Origin of the sequence: Paenibacillus sp. FSL L8-0470, from assembly GCF_038008625.1 — a bacterium.
Lineage (GTDB): Bacteria > Bacillota > Bacilli > Paenibacillales > Paenibacillaceae > Paenibacillus_AQ.
This window is the reverse complement of the sequence record NZ_JBBOZM010000001.1, coordinates 2,320,061-2,344,729: the sequence shown is the minus strand read 5'-3', so window position 1 is coordinate 2,344,729 and position 24,669 is coordinate 2,320,061. Positions and strand designations below refer to the sequence as shown.

Genomic DNA, 24,669 nt, shown 5'->3' with positions numbered 1-24,669 from the left:
CCTCTCCTCCATTATACCGGAATTGCCGGGGCTGCGGGGAGTCTATTTCGCCTCATACCAGTTACTTCCATAACTTACCTCTGCCTTCAGCGGCACAGAGAGCGTGAGCGCGCCGGCCATAACCTCGGGCAGCAGTTCCTTCATCAGCTCAAGCTCATCTTCCGGCACCTCGAAGACAAGTTCATCGTGCACCTGCAGCAGCATGCGGCTCTTCAGCCCGCGCTCATACAGCGCCTTATCCATATGGACCATGGCCAGCTTGATAATGTCCGCAGCCGTCCCTTGAATTGGGGTATTCATCGCCGTACGTTCGGCAAAGGAGCGCAGATTAAAGTTCTTCGCATTGATCTCCGGCAGATAGCGGCGGCGTTCCAGCAGCGTGGTTACATAACCCTGCTTGCGGGCATCAAGCACGATATCGTCCATGTAGCGGCGTACACCCTCATATACTTCAAAGTACTGCTCAATAAAATGTGATGCTTCCTTGCGGGAAATCCCCAGGTTCTGCGACAGTCCGTAGTCACTGATGCCGTACACAATGCCGAAGTTAACCGCCTTGGCGGACCGGCGCATGTTGCTGTCGACCTGGTCGGCCGTGACTCCGAACACATCCATCGCTGTCTTGGTGTGAATATCCATATCATGCAGAAAAGCTTCCTTCATCCGCTCGTCACCGGAAATATGTGCCAGCACGCGGAGTTCGATCTGCGAGTAATCTGCCGCCAGAATGGACCAGCCCGGTTCGGACGGTACAAAGACCTTGCGGATCTTGCGGCCTTCCTCCAGCCGGATCGGAATGTTCTGCAGGTTCGGAAATTGGCTGCTAAGCCTTCCAGTTGCGGCAATGGTCTGCCGGTAAAAGGTATGCACCTTGCCGGTCACCTCGGAGACTTCCTTGAGCAGCCCCTCAACATAGGTGGACTGGAGCTTGGCGATCGAGCGGTATTGCAGGATCAGACGCACCACATCATGATATGGGGCCAGTTTCTCCAGCACCTCGGCATCGGTGGAATATCCTGTTTTGGTCTTCTTGACGACAGGCAGGCCCAGCTTCACAAACAGAATTTCCCCGAGCTGCTTAGGCGAATTGAGGTTGAACTCGGTTCCGCATATCTCGTAGATTTCAGCAACCAGCTTGGAAATCTGGGCTTCGAATTCTTTCCCCAGCTCTTTAAGATCTTCTTTATTGACGGCAATTCCCTGTTTTTCCATATCGGCAAGAATGCGCGACAGCGGCATCTCGAGATCTTCGAACAGTCCGGTCATTGCTGTCTCGGTCAGCTCCTGCTGCTGCTTCTCGACGATACCAAGCACGGTAGCGCTTTTGCGCGCCACATGATTGCCGAGGATTTCAAGCTCCGGTATTTTATATTTGGCGCCTTTGCCGAACACCTCTTCATCTGGTGATAAGCGGGGCAGGCCGTATTTGGCGGTAAGATCATTCAAGTTCTGATTCGCTTCTGTCGGGTCCAGCAGATAAGCAGCAAGCTGCACATCATTGGCTGCTCCTGCAAAAGGAATCCCCTGCCAATGCAGCGCCAGATCGGCGCGGTGCAGATCGTAACCGCTCTTCGGTGCCTTGCTGTCTCCCAGCCAGGCCCGCAGCGGAGCTGCGGCATGGCTCTGCAGCAGTGCAAACGGCACGAAGTAATGCCGCTCCGGCGAAGACAACCCAAGGCCAATCACTTCTGCTCGGTGCGGGTTCTCACCGTTTGATTCCACATGCAGCGCGGAAATACCCGGGAGAGCGGAGATCAAGTCCTCCAGTTCACTTTCACCGACGATGGTAATATCCAGGACGGCAGCTTCAACCGCTTCTACAGCTCCATCACTGCTGGACGAATAAGCGCTCAGCGACAGACGCTCAAGCAGGGATTTGAATTCCAGCTTGGCGAGTGCCGGGCCGGCAGTATCCCCTTTAATTCCGGCGAACTCCATATCCTCCCAGGCATGCTCCAGCGGAACCTCGCGGTAAATCGTCGCCAGCTTCTTGCTCATCACGGCACTGTCCGCATGTTCCTCCAGCTTCTCTTTCATCTTGCCCTTCAGCTCGCCGGTTCCGGCCAACACACCTTCGACCGAACCGAACTGGTGCAGCAGCTTAAGTGCAGTCTTCTCGCCTACGCCAGGCACTCCGGGGATGTTATCACTGGCATCGCCCATCAGCCCCTTAAGGTCAATGATCTGCTCCGGCGTCAGATCGTATTTCTCGCGGATTTGCTGCGGTCCGTACAGCTCGACTTCTGTAACTCCCTTACGGACCAGTGCCACCGTCGTATACTCCGAGGCCAGCTGCAGCATGTCCTTGTCCCCGGACACGATCATTACCTGGCGTCCGGCTTCATCAGCCTCACGCGAGATGCTGCCGATAATATCGTCAGCTTCGTAACCGGAAATCTCAAACTGCGGCACCCCCATATCACGCAGCAGGTCCTTCAGCATCGGAAACTGCTCGGAGAGCTCCGGCGGTGTCTTTTGACGGCCGCCCTTATAATCTTCATACCCTTCATGCCGGAATGTAATCTTCCCGGCATCGAATGCAACGATCAGATGACTAGGCTTATGCTCCTCTATTAGACGCAGCAGCATCGTCGTAAATCCGTATACCGCATTTGTCTGCTGCCCCGCCGTATTCGTCAGCGGCGGCATGGCGAAAAATGCGCGATAAATGATGTTATTTCCATCGATTAGTATCAACTTGTCCACTATAGCACCTCGCCTTTATCTTGCTTACTCCCTACATAGTAACATATGCCCCGCTCAAAAAAGAACCAGGACATCTGAAATGAACTGCGGATTCTAACGGTAAAGCAAGTTCCTGCCCGCTAATTAGCGGAAGCGCCGTATTAATGTATTTAATGTAGGATTTCCATTCTTCCCCTTGCTAAAACCGCTTAGCTTCTAAATAAAAATGAAAAAAAGCAGCAAGCCTCCAGTACAGGAGCTTGCTGCTTAGTAGGTACACGCGAATTTCATCCGGGGCTGATGTACAAGGTCAGCCAGCACCGGATATATCGTGCCATCGTTATTGATTCAGATCCGGGCGCTTGCCTGTTACGAGATATACCACGCTTTCGCCGATGTTGGTGGCGTGATCGGCAATCCGCTCGATATAGCGTCCAACCAGCGTCAACAGCATCGCCTGATTCAGCGATTCCGGCTTTTCGACCATATAAGTGTACAGCTCATTAATCGTTGCGCTGTACAAATGATCGACCTGGTCATCATCCTGAGCCATCTTGTATGCCAGATCGGTGTTCTCATCCAGATAGGATTGAATCGCCTCGTCGATCATGACGGCCACAATTTCAGCCATCCGCGGGATATCCACCAGCGGTTTGATCAATTGCTGGCCCTGAATGCGCAGCGTAACCTTCGCTACATCCAGTGCCAAATCGCCCATACGCTCCAGATCGCTGGATATTTTGAACGCAACAATAATTCGGCGCAGGTCCTTGGCTACGGGCTGCTGGGTGATAATCAGCCGCGAACCGATTTCCATTATTCTGTCTTCCATGGCATTCAGCCGTAAATCGGCTTTGACGATTTCTTGTGCACGTACGATGTCAAGAGTCTGCAAAGCTACAATTGCACCTTCCAGAGCATCCGTTACATGCTCGCCCATCTGCTGCAGCAGACTGCGCAGCTCTTCCAGATCTTTATCGAATTCTTTTCTGCGAATCATAATAAAAGCGTTCCTCCTCAAAACGTATGGTCTGCTAGTCAGTTCCAAGAAACGGGTCCCTGCGGGGGATTAGCCGAAGCGGCCGGATATATAGTCTTCTGTGCGGGAGTCCTTTGGATTGGAGAACAACAGTTCCGTATCTGCAGCTTCTACAATTACACCATTCAGGAAAAACACGGTTTTGCCCGAAACCCGGGCCGCCTGATGCATATTATGTGTGACCATAACAATGGTGTACTTATCGCGCAGCTCCTGCACCAGTTCCTCAATCTTCAGTGTGGATACCGGGTCAAGCGCGGAGGTTGCCTCATCCATCAGCAGAATATCCGGTTGTACCGCAAGCGCTCTGGCAATGCAAAGACGCTGCTGCTGTCCACCGGACAGGCTAAGTGCAGATTTCTTCAGAAAATCCTTAACTTCCTCCCAAAGCGCGGATTGCCGCAGACTTTGTTCTACGAGTTCGTCCAGCTCCGCTTTGGCGCGGACACCATGGAGACGGGGGCCGTAGGCCACATTGTCGTAGATCGACTTGGGAAATGGATTAGGCTGCTGGAATACCATGCCGACCTGCTTTCGCAGGCTCTCCACCTCAACCTCGTCGCTGTAAATATTTTTGCCGCTGATGTTCACTTTACCTTCAATACGTGTTCCGGGAATCATGTCGTTCATACGGTTTAGTGTGCGCAGTAGTGTAGATTTACCACAGCCGGAGGGACCGATAAAAGCTGTCACCTGTTTCTCCGGAATCTGCAGATCCACAGCCTTCAGTGCATGAAAAGACTCATAGTAGAGATCAAGTTTCTCTATGTCAATGATGGATTTCATTAGTTTTTGCGTCTCCTTCTCATCATCTTCGTTCCCCATGATAAGCTTTCAGTGTAAATACAGTTGAAGAGAATTGTTAACGCAGTGTAAAATCGGTGGCGATCGTCCCGTGTTCACGAAATGCCGATGAGCTTATTATTTCAATTCTTTGTGTATTTTAAAAAAAGAACACCGTCATTTCAAATGACAGGCGCTCTTTTCTTGCTAACTACCAGTTTGTAACCTACACCGCGAATCGAATCAATATGGACCGATTCCGGATCAAGCTCCAGTTTCTTGCGCAGTGAGCTGACGTGGACATCCACCGTCCGCTGTCCGCCGATATAATCAAAGCCCCATACGGCATTCATCAAATCGTCGCGCGTCAGTACCACACCCGGCTTGCGAGCTAGATACAGCAGCACTTCAAATTCCTTCGGCCGCAGATTAATACTGACTCCGCCCAGAGAAACCTCATACCGTTCAGGGTAAATCTCCAGCTGTCCCAGAATAATCGTCGATGCCGATACAACAGCTTCCGGCTGGACTTCTTCGGCAAGTCCGGAGATCCGCCGGAGTACTGCGCTGACCCGGGCAAGCAATTCCGATACACCAAAAGGTTTGGTTATATAATCATCAGCACCGGATTTCAGGCCGCGGACTACATCCTCTTCGGCATTTTTGGCAGTCAGCACGATAACAGGCGTACGGATGCCTTGTCCGCGCAGTTTATCAAGAATATCAATCCCGTTCATTCCCGGAAGCATGAGGTCCAGTACGATCAGGTCAAAAGGTTCTCTAGTCGCACGGTCATATCCTGCCGTTCCATGATCCTCCACCGTCACTTCATAACCTTCCTGCGTCAAATTATAGGACAGCAGCCGTGCCAGCGTCGGTTCGTCTTCAATGACAAGCAATCGTTGTGCCATAGGTTCCCCCGTCTTCATATGTTTTTAAATTTACAAATCAGTTCGCAAGCCCATCATATCACCGGAATGTTAACTCGGTGTAAAATCTCAAAGACTTCTGAATTATTAAAAAGAATTCAATTCCATAGTAAACCTTGAAGGCCTCACTAGCAAATTTGAAAACGCACTTCCGGGAGTGTGTCCAGCTGTAAACGGGGCCTCATCCTATTCTGCCTGCTCCTGCAGCAACGGCAATTCCAGAATAAACGAGCTGCCGATGCCGAGATCACTCTCCACCGTAATCGAACCGCGATGCAGCTCCACCAGATGCTTCACGATTGACAATCCGAGGCCGGTTCCGCCGGAGCTTCTCGATCTTGCCTTATCCACCCGGTAAAAGCGTTCAAAAATCCGCGGCAAATCCTTGCGGGGAATGCCCATGCCGGTATCGCTGACGGTAAAGACAACCGTTTCCGTGCCGTCCGGTTTATGGCCGTTGACGACGGTTACTTTCACACTTCCCCCATCATGCGTGTAATTGATTGCATTGGAGAGCAGATTCATAAAGATCTGGCGCAGCTTGTCTTCGTCACCCTCCACGAACAGCTCATTCGGCACATTTGCACTGAGGCTGATTTTTTTCTTCTCTGCCACTTTGCTGAGCGTCCCCAGTACGGAATCAAAAAATTCAATTAAATGGACAGGAGAGCATTCGAGCTGCACGCGCTTTGATTCGATTTTGGACAATTCCAGAATATCTCCGATTAACCGGTTCAACCGTTCATTCTCATCATAAATAATCTGCAGGAAAGAACGTGCCGTCTTCTCATCCGTAACGCCGCCTCCAAGCAGGGTCTCGGCAAACCCTTTTACCGCAGCCACAGGTGTCTTCAGCTCATGTGAGACGTTGGCCACGAACTCACTGCGCATCTTCTCCAGACGGCGGATTTCCGTCACCTCCTGCAGCAGGAACAGCATGCCCCGGTAAGAGCCATCCTGCATCATCGGCACACCGTCAAGCCGGACGATCCGCTCAGCCGGGTTATAAATGCTCCGCTCCTCGTGGATCGCCTCCTTACGGGTAACTCCCTCGTCAATCAATCGGGTAAGCTCATAATGATGCTTAATTTCCTTGTAGGAATAACCGGCCATTTCACTGTTCTTCACATCCAGCAGACGTTCCGATGCCCGGTTCAGCAGCGCGATCTCGCCCTCCGCATTGATCATCACAATGCCGCCGGTCATATTATCCAGCACGCTCTGCAGCAAATCCTCGTTATCACGGATCGTCTTCAGCTGGGTCTGCAGGCTGTCGGCCATCGCATTGATTGCTGTAGCAAGCTGACCGATCTCATCCTTGCGCTTCATCGGCACCCGGGCATCATAATCCAGGTCGGTAATACGCCGGGCCACTCGCGTAATCTGCTCCAGCGGAGAGGTCATACTTGAAGCCACCTTATAGCTCACTAGGGTTGCTGCAATAAACAGCAGAACCAGCCCCCCTGCCATAATCAGCCAAGCCCGGCTGAGTCCTTCCGTCACAGCGTTCAGCTCCATAGAGAGCCGGATATAACCGTCGAACCCCTGATCAGAGACCACAGCTCCGGCTACATACAGCATTTGCCGGTCGAGTGTATCACTATAACGGATCGCCCGTCCGATTCCTTCCTTGGCGGCCAGCACTTCCTCCTCGCGGGTGGAGTGATTATCCATTTGCAGCGGATCCTTCTCCGAATCGCCGATAACCTTGCCGTCCTTGGTAATGAAGGTGATCCGGGAATTGGTCAGCTTAGAGATATGCTTGGCCTGGTCCGTATAGAAATTCAATGCGCCGGAGCTGTTCATATCGACAAACTGAAGAGTTCCGGAGAGCAGTTTTATTTCCCGGGACATGTTTTCCTCCAGGGCCGCAATATGGGAATCCTTAAACAATTGGGCCATGGTAAGTCCGGCACCGATCATGGAAATCCCGATCATAGTCATCAGTATAAAGGTAAGCCGGATACGAAACGGTTTCATGTAAAAATCCTCTTCCTTATCATTATGTCATTGAGAACATCCTACCTCCATTTTCGCTAAAACACCAGTTCTCCAGGCAATTATCAACGCAGTGTAAAAATAGGACAGCATGTGCTGCCAGCAGAGACGTAAAACATTAAGGCTCCACCCGATTTATGGTATTATCATTACAAAACCTGTTAAATTCGAAAGGGAAATCTAATGAAAGTAACGATTTCGGATGTTGCAAAAGCCGCCAATGTTGCCAAGTCCACTGTCTCCAAGGTACTGAACGATTCTCCCAAAATTTCGCAGGACACCAAACGCAGAGTCCGTGAAATTATGAAGCAAATGAACTATACCCCGAGCAGTATCGCCACCGGACTTGCCAGACAAAGCAGTAATACCGTGGGGCTGCTGGTTGACATGTCCAAAGGAAGTGAATTTCTGAATCAATTCTTCTATAACATTATAGGTGGAATAGAGAGCGTGATCGGTCCGCTGAAATATGAGCTGACTCTCTGCAATGTGCAGCATAATGATGAAGAGGGAGATTTCCTGAACAGACTGGTTTACAATCAGCGCGTCGACGGAATTATCGCCAACAATTCAGTGCTGACGGAAGAACTGTCCGCGCAGCTCGATCAGCTTGAATTTCCCTACATCTCCATAGGCGAAAGCAACGATCCGGCCAGCTGGGTCGATTTCGATAATGAAGCCGGCGGCAGAATACTGACACGCCACCTGCTGGAGCAGGGTTACTCCCAGCCCGCTTTCATTGGCGGAGAGCCGCATGAGCGAATCTTCACTTCCCGCTTAAACGGCTATCTTAAGGCTTTGAACCAGGCAGGCGGGTCCGCCCCGGAAAGATTAATTGTGAATGGGCAAGCCGACGAGTATGAAGGCTACCGCGCCGCCATGCAGCTTCTGCAGGGTAGTGACCGGCCCGACTGCATCGTATGTATGACCAATTATGTTGCCTTCGGCGTGCTAAGAGCCGCCCGCGAGCTGGACATCGAAATCCCCGCACAGCTCGGTGTGGCCGCTTTTGATGAATATCCTTTCTCCCGATACACTACACCTCCCCTGACCTCATTGAATATAGATACCTTCAAGCTTGGGGTAACCTCCGGCCAATGGCTGATGGATCTTATCCAGGGCAAAAATACGGGATCACGGCAGCTGCTGCTGGAGCCGGAGCTTATTGCCCGGGAATCCACGTTAAGACATGTTGTCCGGAATTAGCCTAGCCATGAACTGTTCTGAGCTTAAGTTTGCGGAACTTAAAACAAGGAGCGGCCTCCCGGGGAGCCGCTCCTTGTTTATAAACATCCATTTGGAAACCAATTAGTGTGGCACAGATTTAATGGCTGCTATTGATCCTTCCAGCGCTGCACAGTCAGCGTGACTGTCTGCGCTCCGCCTGCCGGTGTCAGTGTCCGGTTGGCGATGTCCGTACCGCCTGAGGCGGTTTCTACGGCCGCCCAGCTTCCGCGGGTCAGCTTATACTGCACAGCAGTTCCTGCAGGCAGGCTGAGCGTAATCGAATATACTCCGTCGCTTCCTTTGGTCAGCTGGTAAGCAGGGTCCGCCGCGTTCCAGCTGTTAAAGGAGCCGGTCAGATACACCGGTCCGCTTGCAGGCGTAGTACCCGGCACACTGACCCGGAACGTCACGCTGTCGGCCTGCGGTTCTCCGGCCGTCAGGCTGCCGTTCACCAGACTCGAGCTACCCGCACCAAAGTGATAATTGTTGCCGCCGTTGCTGTCCCATGTGCCGCTGCCATTATTAAAAGCAGCGGTCAGACCCGCCGCATTGCCCAGCGGAACCTCTAGTACTTTATAACCCGCATAGGAGGATGACTCCATCTGCACGCCTGGCGTGGTCGTCCAGGTCGTTGAACCGTCCAGCTTGTAATGGATATAGGAATTGCTGAAAGCTGCATTCTTGTAATAGATCGTTGCCGTATTGCCCACAGGTGTCGCTGTTGGTGTCACCGTTGCTGTTGGCGTTGCTGTTGCTGTTGCAGTCGGCGTTGGTGTTGGCGTCACCGTCGGTGTGGCTGTTGGTGTGGCTGTTGGTGTTGCTGTTGGTGTGGCTGTTGGTGTTGCTGTTGGCGTTCCTGTTGGTGTTGCTGTTGGCGTCACTGGTCCGCCGGATTGGATATTTCCGGTCGGCGTATAGGTCCAGGTGCCGGTGCCGAAGAAATAATTGCTGCCACCGTTGCTGTCCCATGTGCCGCTTCCGTTGTTGAAGACAGCCTCAAGCTGGGTGGCAGCGCCGATATTGACCGTTATTTTGTTGTAGCCTGCCACCTCGGCTGCTGGTATGGCTACACCAGGTGCCGTCGTCCAGGTCCCTCCGACCGGACGGTAATGGATATACGGTGTGGCATAGCCCTGCTTATAGTAGATCGTCACATTGTTCCCCGCAGGTGTAACAACAAGAGCGGCTAAGCTGAATCCCGAAAGGTTGGATGCGGCATCAAAAGCTTTTATTGTATAAGAATAGCTGGTATTACCCGCTAACCCGTTATCCGTATAAGAAGGGGTAGTAGTAGTCCCAACCTTGACCCCATTGCGGTAAACCTCATATCCGGCTACCCCAACATTGTCCGTGGACGCTGTCCAGCTTACCAGTACACTGGAAGCATTTTGCACAGTCGCTGTCACATTGGTTGGCACAGACGGAGGTTCGTTTTCTGAAACAGGCTGTGTTTTGGAGTAGACTTTGGCTGTATTTGCGCCCACAGTTACTGTGATTTGCTTGCCCGTTACTCCTCCCGCTTGCACTGTCACTTTGTCAGCCGTATTGAACTGGTTCAGCAGAACCGTTCCAGCAGTCAATGTGCTTTCAGCGCGCAGCGGGATAGTGATGGTCTGCGAACCGTTCGAGGCATTGCTGAATACAGAGATGACCTCCTGGCCGACATTGGCTCCGGTGTCAATGCGGCGCGAGAACGCGTACAGGTTCTGGGCAGACCACATTTCACGCTGGGTGCCGGTGCGCAGGGCCGGGTTATTTTTGCGGATTTCATTCAGCTTGGCGATATGCTTGAAGGTACTCGCGTCTTCATTAAAATAGTTCTGAATCACATTGCCGCCTGCATCCCGCTTCACCATCGACCAGCGGTTCCAGGTATCGGCGATTCCCCCGGTCATAATCTGGCCGTTGCCGTTGCCCTTATTCTGCTCTGTGCCCTGGAAGACCACCGGGGTTCCGCGAACAGTGAAAATAAAGGACAATGCATTTTGCAGCTTCTCGACGTTTCCTCCGGCTTCCGTCAGGAAACGGTTGCGGTCATGATTATCTATAAAGGTGACCATATGGTTGGCATTTCCATTGTAAAGGGAATCGAGCGCCAGCGTGCTTTTGATGTTGGACTCGAAAGACTGACCGTAGGCGAAGCTGTTCAGCACGGAGAAAAATAACGGGAAGTCGAGCATCCCCCATTCCTTGCTGCTGCCTACCCAGCGGGAGACAAATTCGGCATTGCCGTCAAAGTTCTCGCCGAAGGTATTGACGCCAAGCAAATCCTCCAGCTCTCCAATGTCCGTAGGCTTTATCAGCTTGGCTGCATCGACACGGGCGCCATCCGCTCCGGTATAATCAAACCAGCCCTTGATAGAATTGAACACAGCCTGCTTGGCCGCCGGAACATCGAAATCGATATCATCCAGCCCGCCGAGATCATGATTCTCCAGGTAGTCCTGAGCCCACTGATCATATCTTCCGTCGGCCAGCGACCAGTTGATATCCCCGTTATGATGATACCAGGATGTATTATTAAAAGGGGCGGCCGGCTGCAATGCCGGTATATCATAATACGCCTGACTGCCAAGCATGTAGTCCCCAATATGGTTCGGCACAACATCAATAATCACTTTTATTCCCAGAGCATGGGCACTGTCCACAAGCTCCTTAAGTTTTTCTTTAGTCCCGAAATACGGGTTGGCAGCATTCGGGTTTTTCACGTTGTATCCATGGTAGGCCGTGTTTTTCCCGGTGCCGTTGTTCTCGCGGTTCGTCATTTGTGGTTCAGCGACCGGAGAAATCCAGATTGCCGTATATCCCATGTTATGAATATAGGGAAGCTTGTCGATAACCCCCTGCCAGTCGCCCCCCTTCATGTATCGGAAATCTTCATCCGAGTTCTCCCCGTAACGGATTGCTGCACCGGTGGCATTATTGGATGTATCCCCATCATTAAAGCGGTCAACCATAATCTGATAAATCGTATCATTCTCGGTGACGGTGCCTATGCTTGCTGCTTCAACCTTCGACGGCGGGACCACAAATAAATTCATCGTGATCGAAAGAACAATGGACGTGATTAGAACGGGAATAAGCCATGGTTTACGTTTCATTCTCATCTCCCTCTCATAAAAGCGTTTACATACCTGTGTTAGACTGTAATTGCATTTCCATCACTTGCCTCACTGCAATGCAGTTTGGGAAACCGGTTTCCTCCTAGAAGAAATTACCATGCAAACGCATGCGTTGTCAAGAACTTTAAATTTCTTCGTTTTTTCTCCTTAATTCTTCTGAACATCGGCAAAAAAAGAAGCCTCGCTCCAGAGTGAAAATGAAGGTCGGCTTCTGTTATTGTGGCCTTTATCTCCTGATGACTTATTTGAACACAGGTTCGCGGAACTGGGCCAGCTTGGCTGCAGAATCCTTCTCCACATCAGCATGCAGGCTGTTGCCGTGCGAATCCATCGTTACGATTGCCGCAAAGCCGTCTACCTGCAAATGCCACATCGCCTCAGGGATTCCGAATTCCATAAAGTCAACTGCACTTACCTTCTTGATACATTCGGCATAATATTGCGCGGCTCCGCCGATAGCGTTGAGATATACGCCGCCATGCTCCTGCAGAGCCTTCAGCGTTTTGGGGCCCATTCCGCCTTTGCCGATCACGGCGCGGATGCCGAATTTCTTAATAATATCCCCTTGGTACGGTTCTTCGCGAATGCTTGTAGTCGGCCCTGCCGCTTTTACATGCCAGCCTTCCTCATCCTTCAGCATGACCGGACCGCAGTGATAAATGACTGCACCGTTCAGATCAACCGGCGTTTCGTGGTCCATCAGGTATTTATGCAGCGCATCGCGGCCGGTGTGCATTTCCCCGGACAGGATTACCACATCGCCAACCCGCAGGCTGCGGATATCCTCCTCGCTGATCGGCGTCGTCAGCCGGACCTCGCGCGATCCGCCGGCCGTTGCAGGTTGCCCTGCTCCTTCAGCAGCTTCAGCGGCCGGCAAAACAGCCGGAGCCCCTGGAATCGTGGCATCCTCGGGAACGACACCGGACCCGGCAGCTCCTGCGGCATGTACAGCTACCGGCTCGGGCGAAGGTACTCCAGCATCATCAACGGAAATCCCCGTGCCGCTCTCATACAGCCATTCCCTGATCTTGCCGGTCGCAGGATCAACCAACACGCCCTGGCGGCGAAAGGCCCAGCAATTATAGGCCACCGAGACAAAGAAGCTGGCCGGAAGCCGGTTCATTACTCCCACCTTGCAGCCCAGCAGCGTGACTTCGCCGCCGAAACCCATCGTGCCGATGCCCAGCTTGTTGGCATTCTCCATAATATAATTTTCCAGCTTGCCCAGATCCTCTACCGGGTTGATATCCTCCACCTTACGGAACAGCTGCTTCTTGGCCAGCTCATAGCCTGTCGTGCGGTCTCCTCCGATGCCCACACCGATGAAGCCCGCGCTGCAGCCCTGTCCCTGTGCCTGATAGACGGCATGGAGAATACATTTGCGGATGCCGTCGAGGTCACGGCCAGCTTTGCCCAGTCCTTCCAGCTCTGCCGGAAGGCTGTATTGGATATTCTTGTTCTCGCAGCCGCCGCCCTTCAGGATGAGCCGGACATCTACGCCCTCTTCTTCCCATTGTTCGAAATGGATTACCGGTGTCCCGGCGCCGAGATTGTCTCCGCTGTTTTCACCGGTAAGCGAATCTACCGAATTGGGACGCAGCTTGCCGTTTTGGGTCGCCCGGACAATGGCGCTGTGTATATCTTTTTTCATTTCTATCTGGTTAACGCCTACAGGTGTATGAATAATAAACGTCGGCATCCCCGTATCCTGACAGATCGGTGATACCTGAAGCTCAGCCATTCCGATATTCTGTGCAATCGTGGTCAAAGCAAGTCCCGAGCGGGTCGCCCTGTCTTCCAGCGCGCGCCCCTTCGCTACTGCCCTGCGCACATCGCCCGGCAAATTTGTGGAGGTCTCTACGATCAGATTATAAATGCTGTCTTCAAAATGCTGCATCTTCATTCAGGACTCCTCTCCATCAGTTCCAGGTTGTCTAAACTCTGTTACAATTAGTTATTATAATATCATATTAATCGGCTCATGAAAGGGGTTACTTAAAAATTGAACTACCATTTTTCAGCCTATTTGTATCGTCTTCAATATATTCAGCGCTGGAGCCTGATGCGCAGCACCGCCCCGGAGAACGTGGCGCAGCATTCATTCCAGGTAGCTTTGCTGGCCCATATGCTGTGCTCGATCGGCAACGCTCATTTCGGGCGGTCGCTAAATGCCGACCGTGCTGCCGTGATGGCGCTGTTCCACGACGCCTCCGAGGTATTCACCGGCGATATCGCTACGCCGGTGAAACATAACAACCCGCGGCTGCTGTCCAGCTTCCGCGACATGGAGCGGGTCGCCGCCGAACGTCTGGCGGCGATGATTCCGCCGGAGCTAAGTGCGGTCTACGCGCCGCTCCTGCAGCCGCAGGACAGCCCGCCCGGCTCAGAGGATGCCGGGCTGCTGCGCTATGTCAAAGCAGCGGACGTGCTGGACGCCTACCTGAAATGCGTCTGGGAGGTCGCTGCAGGCAACCGCGAGTTCGCTGCTGCCAAAGAGCAGACCGCGACGAAGCTGCGCGTACTGGAACTGCCGGAGATGGATTATTTCCTGGCCCATATGGCTCCAGGGTTTGAAATGTCGCTGGACGAGCTGTCCGCTGGCATGAGCAGTGAGACCGGGGCAGATTCGGCAGATTGAATGCAGCAATTTGATCGCTTTTTATTAATGCAGCGAGTCCACCTGATGGGGCAGTGTAATCTTTGGTGAATGGAGCGGCTCTGTCAGGATATCCCAGTCTTTGAATACCGGCTGCAGTCCCTTGGCATACAGCATTTCTGTAATTTCATGCACTTTGCGGCCATCCGAGATTTCAAACTGCGGGGTTCCGCCTTCAAGGGTATGCCCGCCTACCTCGGTGGATACTCCTGCGGACATTTTAGTGATGCCGAGATGGACCAGATGATCGCGCAAAGCTGCCGGTTCCCGCGTGGACAATGAAATGCCCGCACGGGGCAAAAACAGTCGGTAAGCCAGTATGATCTGCACCAGCGCACGGTCGGTTACATCACTTGCCGGATTGAATTCTCCGAGATACGGGCGAAAGCGGGGAATCGACAAGCCGATTTCGCACTCCGGGTACTTATCCTGCAAGTATCTCGCATGCAGGGCAGTGGCCAGAGCTTCCTGGCGCCAATCGTACATCCCCAGCAGGGCACCAATATTCACAGATCGAAACCCGGCGCGGCAGCCGCGTTCGGGCGCATCCAGACGGTTGCGGTAGACTCTCTTCGGACCCTTCACATGCAGCTTCCCATAGGTCTCCTGATGGTAGACCTCCTGATACAAGGTAAGACCGTCTACCCCTGCCAGCCTCAGTTCATTGTATTCTTCCGTAGAGAGCGGATTAACCTCAATGCTGACAGAAGAAAAATAGTCACGGAGCACCTTCACGCACTCCCTCACATAAGCGGCCGGACTTTCACTCCGGGATTCGCCAGTCAAAATAAGAATGTGGCGCAGGCCTGTATCGGCGATGGTTTCTGCTTCCTGCCTGACCTCCTCCAGTGTCAATTTTTTGCGCGGAAAGTCATAAATCGAGCTAAAGCTGCAATAAGTGCAATGATTCACGCAAAAATCGGCCAAATACATCGGCGTAAACAGCTGCATCACATGCCCGAAGTGCGTACGTGTCAATCTTTGCGCTTTCTGCGCCATTTCCTCCAGGTAAGGCTCCGCCGCCGGAGACAGCAGTGCCATCAGCCCGTCTTCGTCCAGATGCTCCAAACGAAGCGCCCGCTTCACATCCACGGCAGTATACTGCTTCCATAATGTCTCGTAAGGAAGCTGCTCCAGCCGGGTCAGCGTATCATAAAAGCTCATGCTCTTCCTCCCTCCTTCTCTCCATTGGCTAGAACAAAAAGCCGGTCAGCGGCGAAGAGGCCGTTGCCGCCTCCTCCACCGGCCCCAGTCCGGCCAGATAAGCCTTGCGCCCTGCCGATACCGCCTCACGGAATGCCTCCGCCATTAGAAGCGGATCACGCGCAGTAGCAATTGCCGTATTCAGCAGCACGGCGGATGCGCCCATTTCCATCGCCTCAGCAGCCTCGGAAGGTCTGCCAATACCGGCGTCAACAATCACCGGAAGATCCACTTCTGCGATCAGAATCCGCAGCAGCTCCTTGGTCTGCAGGCCGCGGTTCGAGCCGATGGGCGCACCCAGCGGCATAACAGCGGCAGCTCCGGCTGCCTTGAGCCGGATAGCTGCCGAAAGATCGGGGCTCATATACGGCAGTACAACGAAACCCTCTGCAGCCAATATTTCCGTGGCTTTAACCGTCTCCATATTGTCAGGCAGCAAATATTTCTGATCATTAATCACCTCGATCTTCACCCAATTGCCCAGCCCTGCCGCCCTGGCCAGTCTGGCAATACGCACCGCTTCTTCGGCTGTGCGCGCACCGGAGGTATTGGGCAGCAGCGTCATATGGGAGGGAATATGAGTAACAATGTTGTCGTTGCTCTCCGTATCAACCCGGCGCAGAGCCACAGTAATGACCTGTGAACCCGAGCGTGCAATCACTTCGGGAATAAGGGTATTGCGGCTGTATTTCCCGGTTCCGATAAACAGCCTGCTGGATAAAGGAATTCCGCCGATAACGAAAGAATCTTGCATACAATCGCCTCCTGAGATAGTGGCTCCGCTTAAATGCGGTGCTTCTGTTGCTGATACACTGAGTTTTGATCTTACCTCTTATGTCTTACCTTTAACTCTTGATTCTTACGTCTTACGTCTTACGTCTTACGTCTTACGTCTTACGTCTTACGTCTTACGTCTTACGTCTTACGTCTTACTTCCTACGTCTTACGTCTTACGTCTTACCTCTTGCTTCTTGCCTCTTACTGCTTTCATCCGGCAACACGCACCGGCTTCAGCCCCCGCCGACAAAATGGACCAGCTCTACGCGGTCACCTTCGCTCAGCAGCGTATCTTCGTAAACGTCCTTGCCGACGATCTCACCATTCAGCTCCACGATAACCAGTCTCCCGGCCCACTCTGACCGGCTTAGCAGATCAGCTACAGTCCGGCAGCTCTCTTCATAGGCCCCGCCTTTTCCATTCACGATCAAATTCATGCTTGCTCACCTCCTTTAACTGGTGCAGGAGCATTATTCATGGCTTCAGGCTTAGGGTACGGCCTGAACTGCTGATCTGTAGGCTGTAGCGGCGGCCACAGGATCTCCCGCACTGCATATTCCGGACATTACGGCAATTCCGGCAGCACCCGTTGCCAGAACCTTACCGGCATTACCCGGCTCAATTCCGCCTATGGCGATCAGCGGAATGCTGCTGCAGCGGACAGCCGCAGCCAGCTGCTGCAATCCGCGTTCCCGCTGCCCCGGCTTGCAGGCCGAGGGAAACACATGCCCGAACAGGCAGAAGTCCGCTCCCTGCCGGCCGGATTCGGCCGCCTCCTCCGGGGAATGCACCGACCTTCCCAATCGCAGGCCCGGTGCTATGCCGCGTGCTGCGGCAGGCGGCAGGCTGTGCCAAGCCAATTGGACCCCGCCCGTCCCTGCGGCCAGCGCAACGTCTACCCGGTCGTTGATCACCAGCTTGGAAGGCGGAACCCCTGCTATGATCAGCTGCTCCGTCAGAGCCATGAGCTCCCGTACAGACATTGCCTTTTCCCGGAGATGGATATAATCCACTATGAAATGCACAGCCGCAGCCAGTTGAACAAACTGCGCCGGATTTTGCTTTCCATCCGAGATCAAATGTATCTCTTTCAACATGTTCACCTTCTCCTGTTCTTTTGCATTACCGGCAAACACAAAAAAGACCACCCCCGTAAAGGAGGCAGTCTGGAATATATACAGGAATACCGGGCCATTCAGCCCCGCTGCAGTTATTCGTTCTCCACTTCCCTACGCTGGTATAAACCAGATCAGGTTCAAAGGGTCCGAACGGGTATGTTCGTCTCAGCCTTGCGGCACCCCTAGTGACAAATCCATATTCAATTACGCTTAACGTTTCATATACTAACATATTATTCCTTGAAGAGCCATCCTTTAAAAGAGGCCTGCATCAAAAAGAGCGGAACCCAAGATTCCGCTCCAGACTCTAATTATGCATAGCAATGGAATCAGCAACCGCATTTAGCCGTTTACGACCTCGCCGCCGTTCACATGCATTACCTGTCCGCTTACATAAGATGAATCGTCGGAAGCCAGATATACATAGGCTGGAGCCAGCTCCTCCGGTTGTCCCGGGCGTTTCATTGGCTGCGTGCCGCCGAATTCACTGACTTTCTTCGCGTCAAAGGTCGACGGAATAAGCGGTGTCCAGATTGGACCCGGCGCTACGGCATTAACCCGGATGCCTTTGTCCGCCAGGTTCATCGACAGAGAACGGGTAAAGCTGAGAATCGCCCCTTTGGTGGACGAATAGTCCAGCAGCTGCGGGCTGCCCCGGTAGGCTGTGATCGAAGTCGTGTTGATGATCGTGGACCCTTTTTTCAGGTGGGGCATGGCTGCCTTGGTCAAATAGAACATCGAAAAAATATTCGTGCGGAATGTCCGCTCTAACTGCTCAGAGGTAATATCCTCAATTTTCTCCTGCGGATGCTGCTCGGCCGCATTATTAATCAGGATGTCCAGCTTGCCGAGTCCTTCCACTGTCTTATTGATCAGATCCTGGCAGAACGCCTCCACGCCGATATCGCCGGCGATCAGAATGCACTTCCTTCCCTCTTGCTCTACCTGGCGTTTAGTCTCTTCGGCATCGGAATGCTCATTGAGGTAGGAAATAACGACATCCGCACCCTCCTTCGCAAAATGAACGGCAACCGCCCGGCCAATACCGCTGTCTCCTCCTGTAATCAGAGCCGCCTTGCCCAGCAGCTTGCCCGCCGCCTTATAGGCTGAGGTCTCGAATTCCGGCAGCGGATTCATTTCACTTTCAATTCCGGGCTGGCGGTCCTGCACCTGCGGAGGTAATGTTTTTTTGGTTTGCGTGTTGTCTGGCATGATCCATTCTCCTTTCGCTGTGTACCTGTTGGTTACTCATCGTTTTAGGGTTGGCTCAGGGTGTCTGGTTTATGCACCTGCAGATCATCTCTTTATTTGCTTTACGTTATGTTACTTACCACACCTTGGGCGCGGTCAAACTAAAATGTCAGTTGTTTTTGCCGGGGAAGGCGATATACTTTACAGAGAAAGCACTAATCCAGCAATGGAGTTGCAGATATATGCAGACTGTGACTGCGGCATGGCTGGGTGGTACCCGATAGACTTGTCCTGAAGTAATGTCTGCACCCAAAAGCCCGCTCTCCATGTCAATCCGGAGGCGGGCTTTCTGTAGTCTTTCTATGAAGGAAGTCTTAAATAATGCTGTTGTACACCATAAAAAACACCATCAGCACCAGCGCCACCATGAGCAGCAGGCTCAAGGTACGGATTTTGCCTGTCTCTGCGGATACGTCACGGTTCTCGCGCATGCCGGCTGCGGCAAGACGCAATGGTTTGCTGATGATGCCGCCGAGTGCAAACATAGCAAGCAGCAGAACAACCACCACGATCATCCACGGTACCGAATATTCACCCTTCGTCATCATATAGCCGCCAGTCAGCAGTTGGATGACCAGACCGTACTGGGCGAAGCGGTTGAAGCCGCCGATAGCGCTAAGCGTTCCTTCTCTCGCAGGGACGCTCAGCTTCTGGACACGCCCGAGAACAAACGGCAGCACCAGATAAAAGCCCAGCGCCAATGTACCGATCATATGTAGAAAAAACAAAAAGTGACCCATAACATACCTCCTCTAATGTTTTCAGTGATTTTAGTTACACTTCAATTATACCTAACCAACAAATAGAAGAAAAGAAAACCCCCATTATAATTTCTAAAATGGGGGCTCCCGCAGGTTACTGCTTAAATCCTAACTACCGAAGTAACGGCACGTACCGAATCTGCCGACTTATCCAAAGCCGCTTTCTCCTCTGCCGTAAGCTCCAGTTCATATACCTTCTCAATGCCGTCCGCACCCAGCAGCGCCGGAATGCCCATGAACAGCCCATCATAACCGTATTCACCTTCAAGCAGGGCGATTACCGGGATAATCCGCTTCTTGTCCTTCAGGATCGCTTCAGTCATCTGGACCAAGGAAGCCGCTGGCGCGTAATAAGCGCTGCCGTTGCCGAGCAGGCTGACAATCTCGCCGCCGCCGGCTCGTGTACGCTGTACAATCTCCGCAATTCGCTCTGCGGAAATCAGCGTATCAATCGGAATGCCGCCTACGCTGGAATAGCGTACGAGCGGTACCATATCATCGCCATGTCCACCCAGCACAAAGCCGCGTACATCTTCAACCGAAACGTTAAGCTCTTGGGCGATAAAAGTACAGTAGCGGGCCGTATCCAGCACACCGGATTGTCCGATTACCCGGTTTTTGGGGAAGCCTAGTGCATTGTAAGCCACATAAGTCATCGCATCTACCGGATTGCTCAATATAATTACGATGGATTCCGGAGCGACACGTTTCACATTTTCGCAGACCGATTTCACAATTCCCGCATTGGTATTCACCAGATCATCGCGGCTCATGCCAGGCTTGCGGGCGATGCCTGCCGTAATAATCACGATATCCGAATCCGCAGCATCCTCATAGCTTGAGGTTCCCGTAATCTGGCTGTCGAACTTCTGCACAGGACCGGCTTCCAGCATGTCAAGCGCCTTGCCTTTGGTCGGGTTCTCGAGCTGCGGAATATCCAGCAGCACCACGTTGCCGAGTTCCTTCTGGGCAAGCATAAGCGCCGTGGTAGCGCCAGTGAAGCCGGCACCCACGACTGTAATTTTATAACGTTTGATGGCCAAGAGATACCCTCCTACAAGACTACAGATTATTGATAATTTCGTCGGCAAACGCGGAGCATTTCAGCTCTGTTGCGCCTTCCATTTGACGGGCAAAATCATAAGTCACTGTTTTGTTGTTAATGGCGGTACTCATTCCTTTGTAGATAAGGTCAGCCGCTTCCTGCCAGCCCAAATGCTCCAGCAGCATTACTCCGGAAAGAATGACCGAACCCGGGTTCACAACGTCCTTATCGGCATATTTCGGAGCCGTACCATGTGTTGCTTCAAAGATAGCATGCCCTGTTAAATAGTTAATGTTCGCTCCCGGAGCGATGCCGATGCCGCCGATTTGAGCAGCAAGCGCGTCGGACAAGTAGTCACCGTTCAAGTTCAGCGTAGCAATCACGTCGAAATCGGTCGGACGGGTCAATACCTGCTGCAGAGCGATGTCGGCAATTGCATCCTTGATGATGATTTTTCCGGCAGCTTCCGCTTCCTTCTGGGCAGCATTGGCCGCAGCTTCACCATCACGTTCCTTGATGACATCATATTGGTTCCAGGTGAATACTTGGTCGCCGAACTCCTGCTCAGCCACTTCGTAACCCCAGTTCTTAAACGCACCTTCGGTAAATTTCATGATATTGCCCTTATGCACAAGCGTTACGCTCTTCCGTCCATGCTTGATCGCATATTCAACTGCAGCGCGCACCAGGCGCTTCGAGCCTTCGGAAGATACTGGCTTGATGCCGATTCCGGAGGTTTCCGGGAAGCGGATTTTGTTCACACCCATTTCCTTCTGCAGGAATTCAATTACTTTCTTGACAGCCTCGGAGCCTTCCTGGTACTCGATACCCGCATAAATGTCTTCTGTATTCTCACGGAAGATAACCATGTCCACCAGCTCCGGATGTTTCACCGGTGAAGGCACTCCATCGAAATAACGCACTGGACGCAAACATACATACAGGTCCAGTTCCTGGCGCAACGCCACATTCAAAGAACGGATTCCGCCGCCGATTGGAGTAGTAAGCGGGCCTTTAATAGCTACAATATATTCACGAATGGCTTCCAGCGTATCATTAGGCAGCCATTCACCATATGTATTGAAGGCCTTTTCGCCGGCAAATACTTCATACCAGGCAATTTTTTTTGCACCGCCGTAAGCTTTGGCTACAGCTTCATCAAGCACCCGTTTAGAGGCTTTCCAAATGTCGCGGCCAGTGCCGTCACCCTCAATAAAAGGAATAATCGGATGATTCGGAACCACCAGTTTGCCGTCTTCAATCGTGATTTGTTCGCCTTCTGTCGGCAGATCGTATTTTTCTAGTTTCAACATTTGTGGGGAATCCTCCTAAAAAGTTTAGTTTGGTTTGGTTAGCACATGCGTACATTCATTCTACTAGAGGGGTGGAGCGGCCCGCAAGGGCCGCCTTTATCTCTCGTCAACGGGAACGTATTTCTGTTCGGACATCCCAGTGTATTCTGCACGCGGGCGGATGATGCGGTTGTCTACATATTGCTCCAGAATATGCGCTGTCCATCCCGAAGCGCGGCTGATGGCAAAAATAGGCGTGAACAGCTCCCGCTCAATACCAAGCTGCGTGTATACCGAAGCCGAGTAGAAATCCACGTTTGGCTTCAGTCCCTTCTGCCCGGTGATCAGCTCCTCAATCTTGACGGACATCTCGTAGAGTGTGGTGTCATTCTTCATGGTGCCCAACTCACGGGACATCTTCATCAGATGTTTGGCACGCGGATCCCCATTCTTATAGACACGGTGTCCGAAGCCCATAATTTTCTCACGGCGCTCCAGCTTCCCGCGTATATAGGGCTCCACTGCATCCAGACTGCCGATCTCCTCCAGCATCTTCATTACGGCCTCATTCGCTCCGCCATGCAGCGGACCCTTAAGGGCACCAATCGCAGACGTCACACCGGAATACATATCGGAGAGCGTAGCCACAGTCACGCGGCTGGCAAATGTGGAGGCATTCAGCTCATGGTCCGCATGCAGCACCAGTGCAGCATCCAGCGCCTTGACGGATACGACATCCGGCTGTTTGCCCCATAGCATATAGAGAAAATTTTCCGCGATGGACAAGCCTTCTTTGGGTGCAATGGGCTCCAGACCTTTGCGGATACGCGCCAGCGCAGCGACTATGGTCGGAATCTGCGCCTGAAGCTTTACTGCCTTGATTTCATTAGCTTCACGGCTCATATCATCCGCCGCTTCATCATAGAGCGCGAGACTTGATACGGCGGAGCGCAGGGCAGCCATCGTGTTCGCTTCTTTGGGATACAGCTTCATTTGTGCAATGACCTGCTCCGGAATCGGTGCAAATGCGCTGAGATCACGTCGCAGAGCTTGCAGCTCAGGCGTAGTAGGTAGATTGCCAAACCACAGCAAATAAGCGGTTTCTTCAAAGGTGGCATTCTCCGCAAGATCGTCAATATCAAATCCGCGGTAAGTGAGGACGCCATCCACAATCGAGCTGATTGAGGAAGTCGTGGCGACGATGCCTTCCAGGCCTTTAGTAGCTGTCATAGTATCTCTCTCCTTTGCGAACAAGGGTTTAAAAGCCATTTCTAACATCGTGAAAACATTTACATTTTAAAGGTTTAAAAACATAAAAAGAAGGGCGATAAGACATCCTTAAAGATTGCAACCAACTTTCAGGGTAGAACCTTTAATAATCATACCGGATTTTGACGGTTATGTGAACAACGTGGAAGCTTTGACACGCATCAAATGATTTTATCGGAGAGATAGAAAAAAACTTCCGATCTTCCTGTTTCATGATTGCGCTTTCAGGTTATAGAGTCTGCCATGTTTTATGCTTTATGACTTTTGATAGTCTGTAAAATCAATCTATGAATATACATAAGACGAGCAGTTATTTTCTTGCGGGAGCAGCAATAGTGGGGGGATGAACGATGGACACGCTAGTGTTAAAAAGAGTGCTGCGCGGCCTTTGGGTTGTTCTCGCCGCTGCGGGGCTGATGTTCGCCATCTATGTATTGCTTCCGCTGCTCTATCCGCTCCTCCTGGCCTGGCTGCTCGCCTATATCATTCATCCGCTGGTGATGATCCTGAAAAGCTTTAAGCTTCCGGGCTGGCTCGCCGTCTCGCTCTCGCTGCTGTTCTATATCGGAGGTACGGCCCTTGTACTGACTGCGCTGATTACCCGGCTGGTGAAAGAGCTGATTGTGCTGCTGCAGACCTTAGATCTCCATACCGACCAATGGCGCGAGCTGCTGCTGTCACTGGGCCGCAATGCCAGCATTCAGAATATTATTAACCAAATCAACCAGTTTTACCACGACAACCCGGACTATCATGCCACTATCGACAGCAACATCAGCCGGACTACCGAAACCGTGGGCCACGCCATGACCCAACTCATCACCGGTTTTTTTAATATGATTCTGAAGCTGATTTCCGCGCTGCCAAGCATGGGAACCATCCTTATTGTGATCGTGCTGGCCGCCTTTTTCCTCAGCACCGGCTGGGATCACCATAATGCAAAATTAACTTCATTGCTGCCGGCGCCTCTGCTTAGACCGGTCTCCGAGATTTGGAGTGATTTGCGCAAAGCGCTGTCCGGCTATTTGCGGGCCCAGTTAGTGCTGATTTCTGTTACCGGGGTTATCGTCATTATCGGTCTCCTGCTGCTGGGCGTAGACTCCGCCTTTGCCATCGGTCTGACGGTCGGCATCGTTGATTTGGTCCCTTACCTTGGCGTCGGTGTTATATTGCTCCCTTGGGCGCTGTATTCCTATATGACCGGCAACCTGGCTTTGGCCATCGGATTGCTGGTGCTCTATGGGATCATTCTCGTGACCCGCCAGGTGCTTGAGCCCAAGGTGCTCGCCAGCAGCATCGGGCTGGACCCGCTTACCCTGCTGGTTGGCATGTTCGCCGGCCTGCAGCTGTTCGGCATGCTCGGTCTTCTACTGGGTCCTGTTATTCTGGTCATCCTTGACGCCTTCCACCGTGCCGGCGTGTTCCGGGCGCTGCACAGCTATATTGTGAGCGGACGCCTGCATTAGTCCAACTAGGTGTATGAAATACAGCGGGAAATGTAAAGCAGCCCCTTA

The 24,669-nt window shown here is 52.4% G+C and carries 19 protein-coding genes and 1 riboswitch; of the genes, 3 read left to right on the top strand and 16 right to left on the bottom strand.

The window, feature by feature from the left end; all coding sequences use genetic code 11:
* Positions 1 to 42: 42 nt before the first annotated feature.
* The 5 genes from polA to pnpS form a co-directional block, all read right to left on the bottom strand.
* A complete protein-coding gene (gene polA / locus NST99_RS10475; RefSeq protein WP_341091478.1) occupies positions 43 to 2,706 on the bottom strand; it encodes a DNA polymerase I in 2,664 nt (887 codons plus the stop codon).
* 319 nt (positions 2,707 to 3,025) lie between these two features.
* Positions 3,026 to 3,685 (bottom strand): phosphate signaling complex protein PhoU, encoded by a 660-nt coding sequence (phoU, locus tag NST99_RS10470; protein WP_341091477.1) that lies wholly within the window; start codon positions 3,683 to 3,685, stop codon positions 3,026 to 3,028.
* 69 nt (positions 3,686 to 3,754) lie between these two features.
* A complete protein-coding gene (pstB, locus tag NST99_RS10465; protein WP_038588967.1) occupies positions 3,755 to 4,510 on the bottom strand; it encodes a phosphate ABC transporter ATP-binding protein PstB in 756 nt (251 codons plus the stop codon).
* Between the two features lie 179 nt (positions 4,511 to 4,689).
* A complete protein-coding gene (locus NST99_RS10460; protein ID WP_038588964.1) occupies positions 4,690 to 5,418 on the bottom strand; it encodes a response regulator transcription factor in 729 nt (242 codons plus the stop codon).
* A 204-nt stretch (positions 5,419 to 5,622) separates the two neighbouring features.
* The gene (pnpS, locus tag NST99_RS10455) at positions 5,623 to 7,416 is read right to left on the bottom strand and encodes a two-component system histidine kinase PnpS (protein ID WP_341091476.1); all 1,794 of its coding nucleotides are present in this window, start codon (positions 7,414 to 7,416) and stop codon (positions 5,623 to 5,625) included.
* A gap of 201 nt (positions 7,417 to 7,617) precedes the next feature.
* Between pnpS and NST99_RS10450 the strand changes: the two genes are divergently transcribed.
* Positions 7,618 to 8,640, top strand: a complete 1,023-nt coding sequence (locus NST99_RS10450) for a LacI family DNA-binding transcriptional regulator (RefSeq protein ID WP_341091475.1) — start codon at positions 7,618 to 7,620, stop codon at positions 8,638 to 8,640.
* Between the two features lie 128 nt (positions 8,641 to 8,768).
* Here the strand turns inward: NST99_RS10450 and NST99_RS10445 are convergent, their stop codons facing one another.
* Both NST99_RS10445 and NST99_RS10440 read right to left on the bottom strand, forming a co-directional pair.
* Positions 8,769 to 11,762, bottom strand: coding sequence for a carbohydrate binding domain-containing protein (locus NST99_RS10445; protein WP_341091472.1), 2,994 nt, complete (start codon positions 11,760 to 11,762; stop codon positions 8,769 to 8,771).
* A gap of 262 nt (positions 11,763 to 12,024) precedes the next feature.
* A complete protein-coding gene (locus NST99_RS10440; protein WP_341097612.1) occupies positions 12,025 to 13,680 on the bottom strand; it encodes a fumarate hydratase in 1,656 nt (551 codons plus the stop codon).
* Between the two features lie 105 nt (positions 13,681 to 13,785).
* Between NST99_RS10440 and yfbR the strand changes: the two genes are divergently transcribed.
* The gene (yfbR, locus tag NST99_RS10435) at positions 13,786 to 14,421 is read left to right on the top strand and encodes a 5'-deoxynucleotidase (RefSeq protein ID WP_341091471.1); all 636 of its coding nucleotides are present in this window, start codon (positions 13,786 to 13,788) and stop codon (positions 14,419 to 14,421) included.
* A gap of 24 nt (positions 14,422 to 14,445) precedes the next feature.
* On the opposite strand, the gene thiH is transcribed toward yfbR, so the two are convergent.
* The 9 genes from thiH to NST99_RS10390 all read right to left on the bottom strand — a co-directional run bounded on the left by thiH (position 14,446) and on the right by NST99_RS10390 (position 23,116).
* Positions 14,446 to 15,603, bottom strand: coding sequence for a 2-iminoacetate synthase ThiH (gene thiH / locus NST99_RS10430; protein ID WP_341091470.1), 1,158 nt, complete (start codon positions 15,601 to 15,603; stop codon positions 14,446 to 14,448).
* A 28-nt stretch (positions 15,604 to 15,631) separates the two neighbouring features.
* Positions 15,632 to 16,396 carry a thiazole synthase gene (locus NST99_RS10425; RefSeq protein WP_341091469.1) on the bottom strand — a complete coding sequence of 255 codons (765 nt, stop codon included), beginning with the start codon at positions 16,394 to 16,396 and terminating at the stop codon, positions 15,632 to 15,634.
* A gap of 256 nt (positions 16,397 to 16,652) precedes the next feature.
* Entirely contained in the window at positions 16,653 to 16,856 is a 204-nt protein-coding gene (gene thiS, locus NST99_RS10420; protein ID WP_341091468.1) for a sulfur carrier protein ThiS, read from the bottom strand.
* A 51-nt stretch (positions 16,857 to 16,907) separates the two neighbouring features.
* Complete coding sequence (locus NST99_RS10415) at positions 16,908 to 17,516, bottom strand: thiamine phosphate synthase (RefSeq protein WP_341091467.1); 609 nt, start codon at positions 17,514 to 17,516, stop codon at positions 16,908 to 16,910.
* Between the two features lie 112 nt (positions 17,517 to 17,628).
* Positions 17,629 to 17,731, bottom strand: a riboswitch (TPP riboswitch).
* Between the two features lie 148 nt (positions 17,732 to 17,879).
* A complete protein-coding gene (locus NST99_RS10410) occupies positions 17,880 to 18,749 on the bottom strand; it encodes an SDR family oxidoreductase (protein ID WP_076110654.1) in 870 nt (289 codons plus the stop codon).
* 353 nt (positions 18,750 to 19,102) lie between these two features.
* Entirely contained in the window at positions 19,103 to 19,528 is a 426-nt protein-coding gene (locus NST99_RS10405) for a hypothetical protein (RefSeq protein WP_038588945.1), read from the bottom strand.
* 122 nt (positions 19,529 to 19,650) lie between these two features.
* On the bottom strand, positions 19,651 to 20,592 hold the full coding sequence (mdh, locus tag NST99_RS10400) for a malate dehydrogenase (RefSeq protein WP_341091466.1): 942 nt from the start codon (positions 20,590 to 20,592) through the stop codon (positions 19,651 to 19,653).
* A gap of 19 nt (positions 20,593 to 20,611) precedes the next feature.
* Entirely contained in the window at positions 20,612 to 21,907 is a 1,296-nt protein-coding gene (icd, locus tag NST99_RS10395) for an NADP-dependent isocitrate dehydrogenase (protein WP_341091465.1), read from the bottom strand.
* Between the two features lie 96 nt (positions 21,908 to 22,003).
* Entirely contained in the window at positions 22,004 to 23,116 is a 1,113-nt protein-coding gene (locus NST99_RS10390) for a citrate/2-methylcitrate synthase (protein WP_341091464.1), read from the bottom strand.
* Positions 23,117 to 23,505: 389 nt separating this feature from the next.
* Here NST99_RS10390 and ytvI point away from each other — a divergent pair, with 389 nt between their 5' ends.
* Entirely contained in the window at positions 23,506 to 24,621 is a 1,116-nt protein-coding gene (gene ytvI / locus NST99_RS10385; RefSeq protein WP_341091463.1) for a sporulation integral membrane protein YtvI, read from the top strand.
* The last annotated feature ends 48 nt before the right edge of the window (positions 24,622 to 24,669 follow it).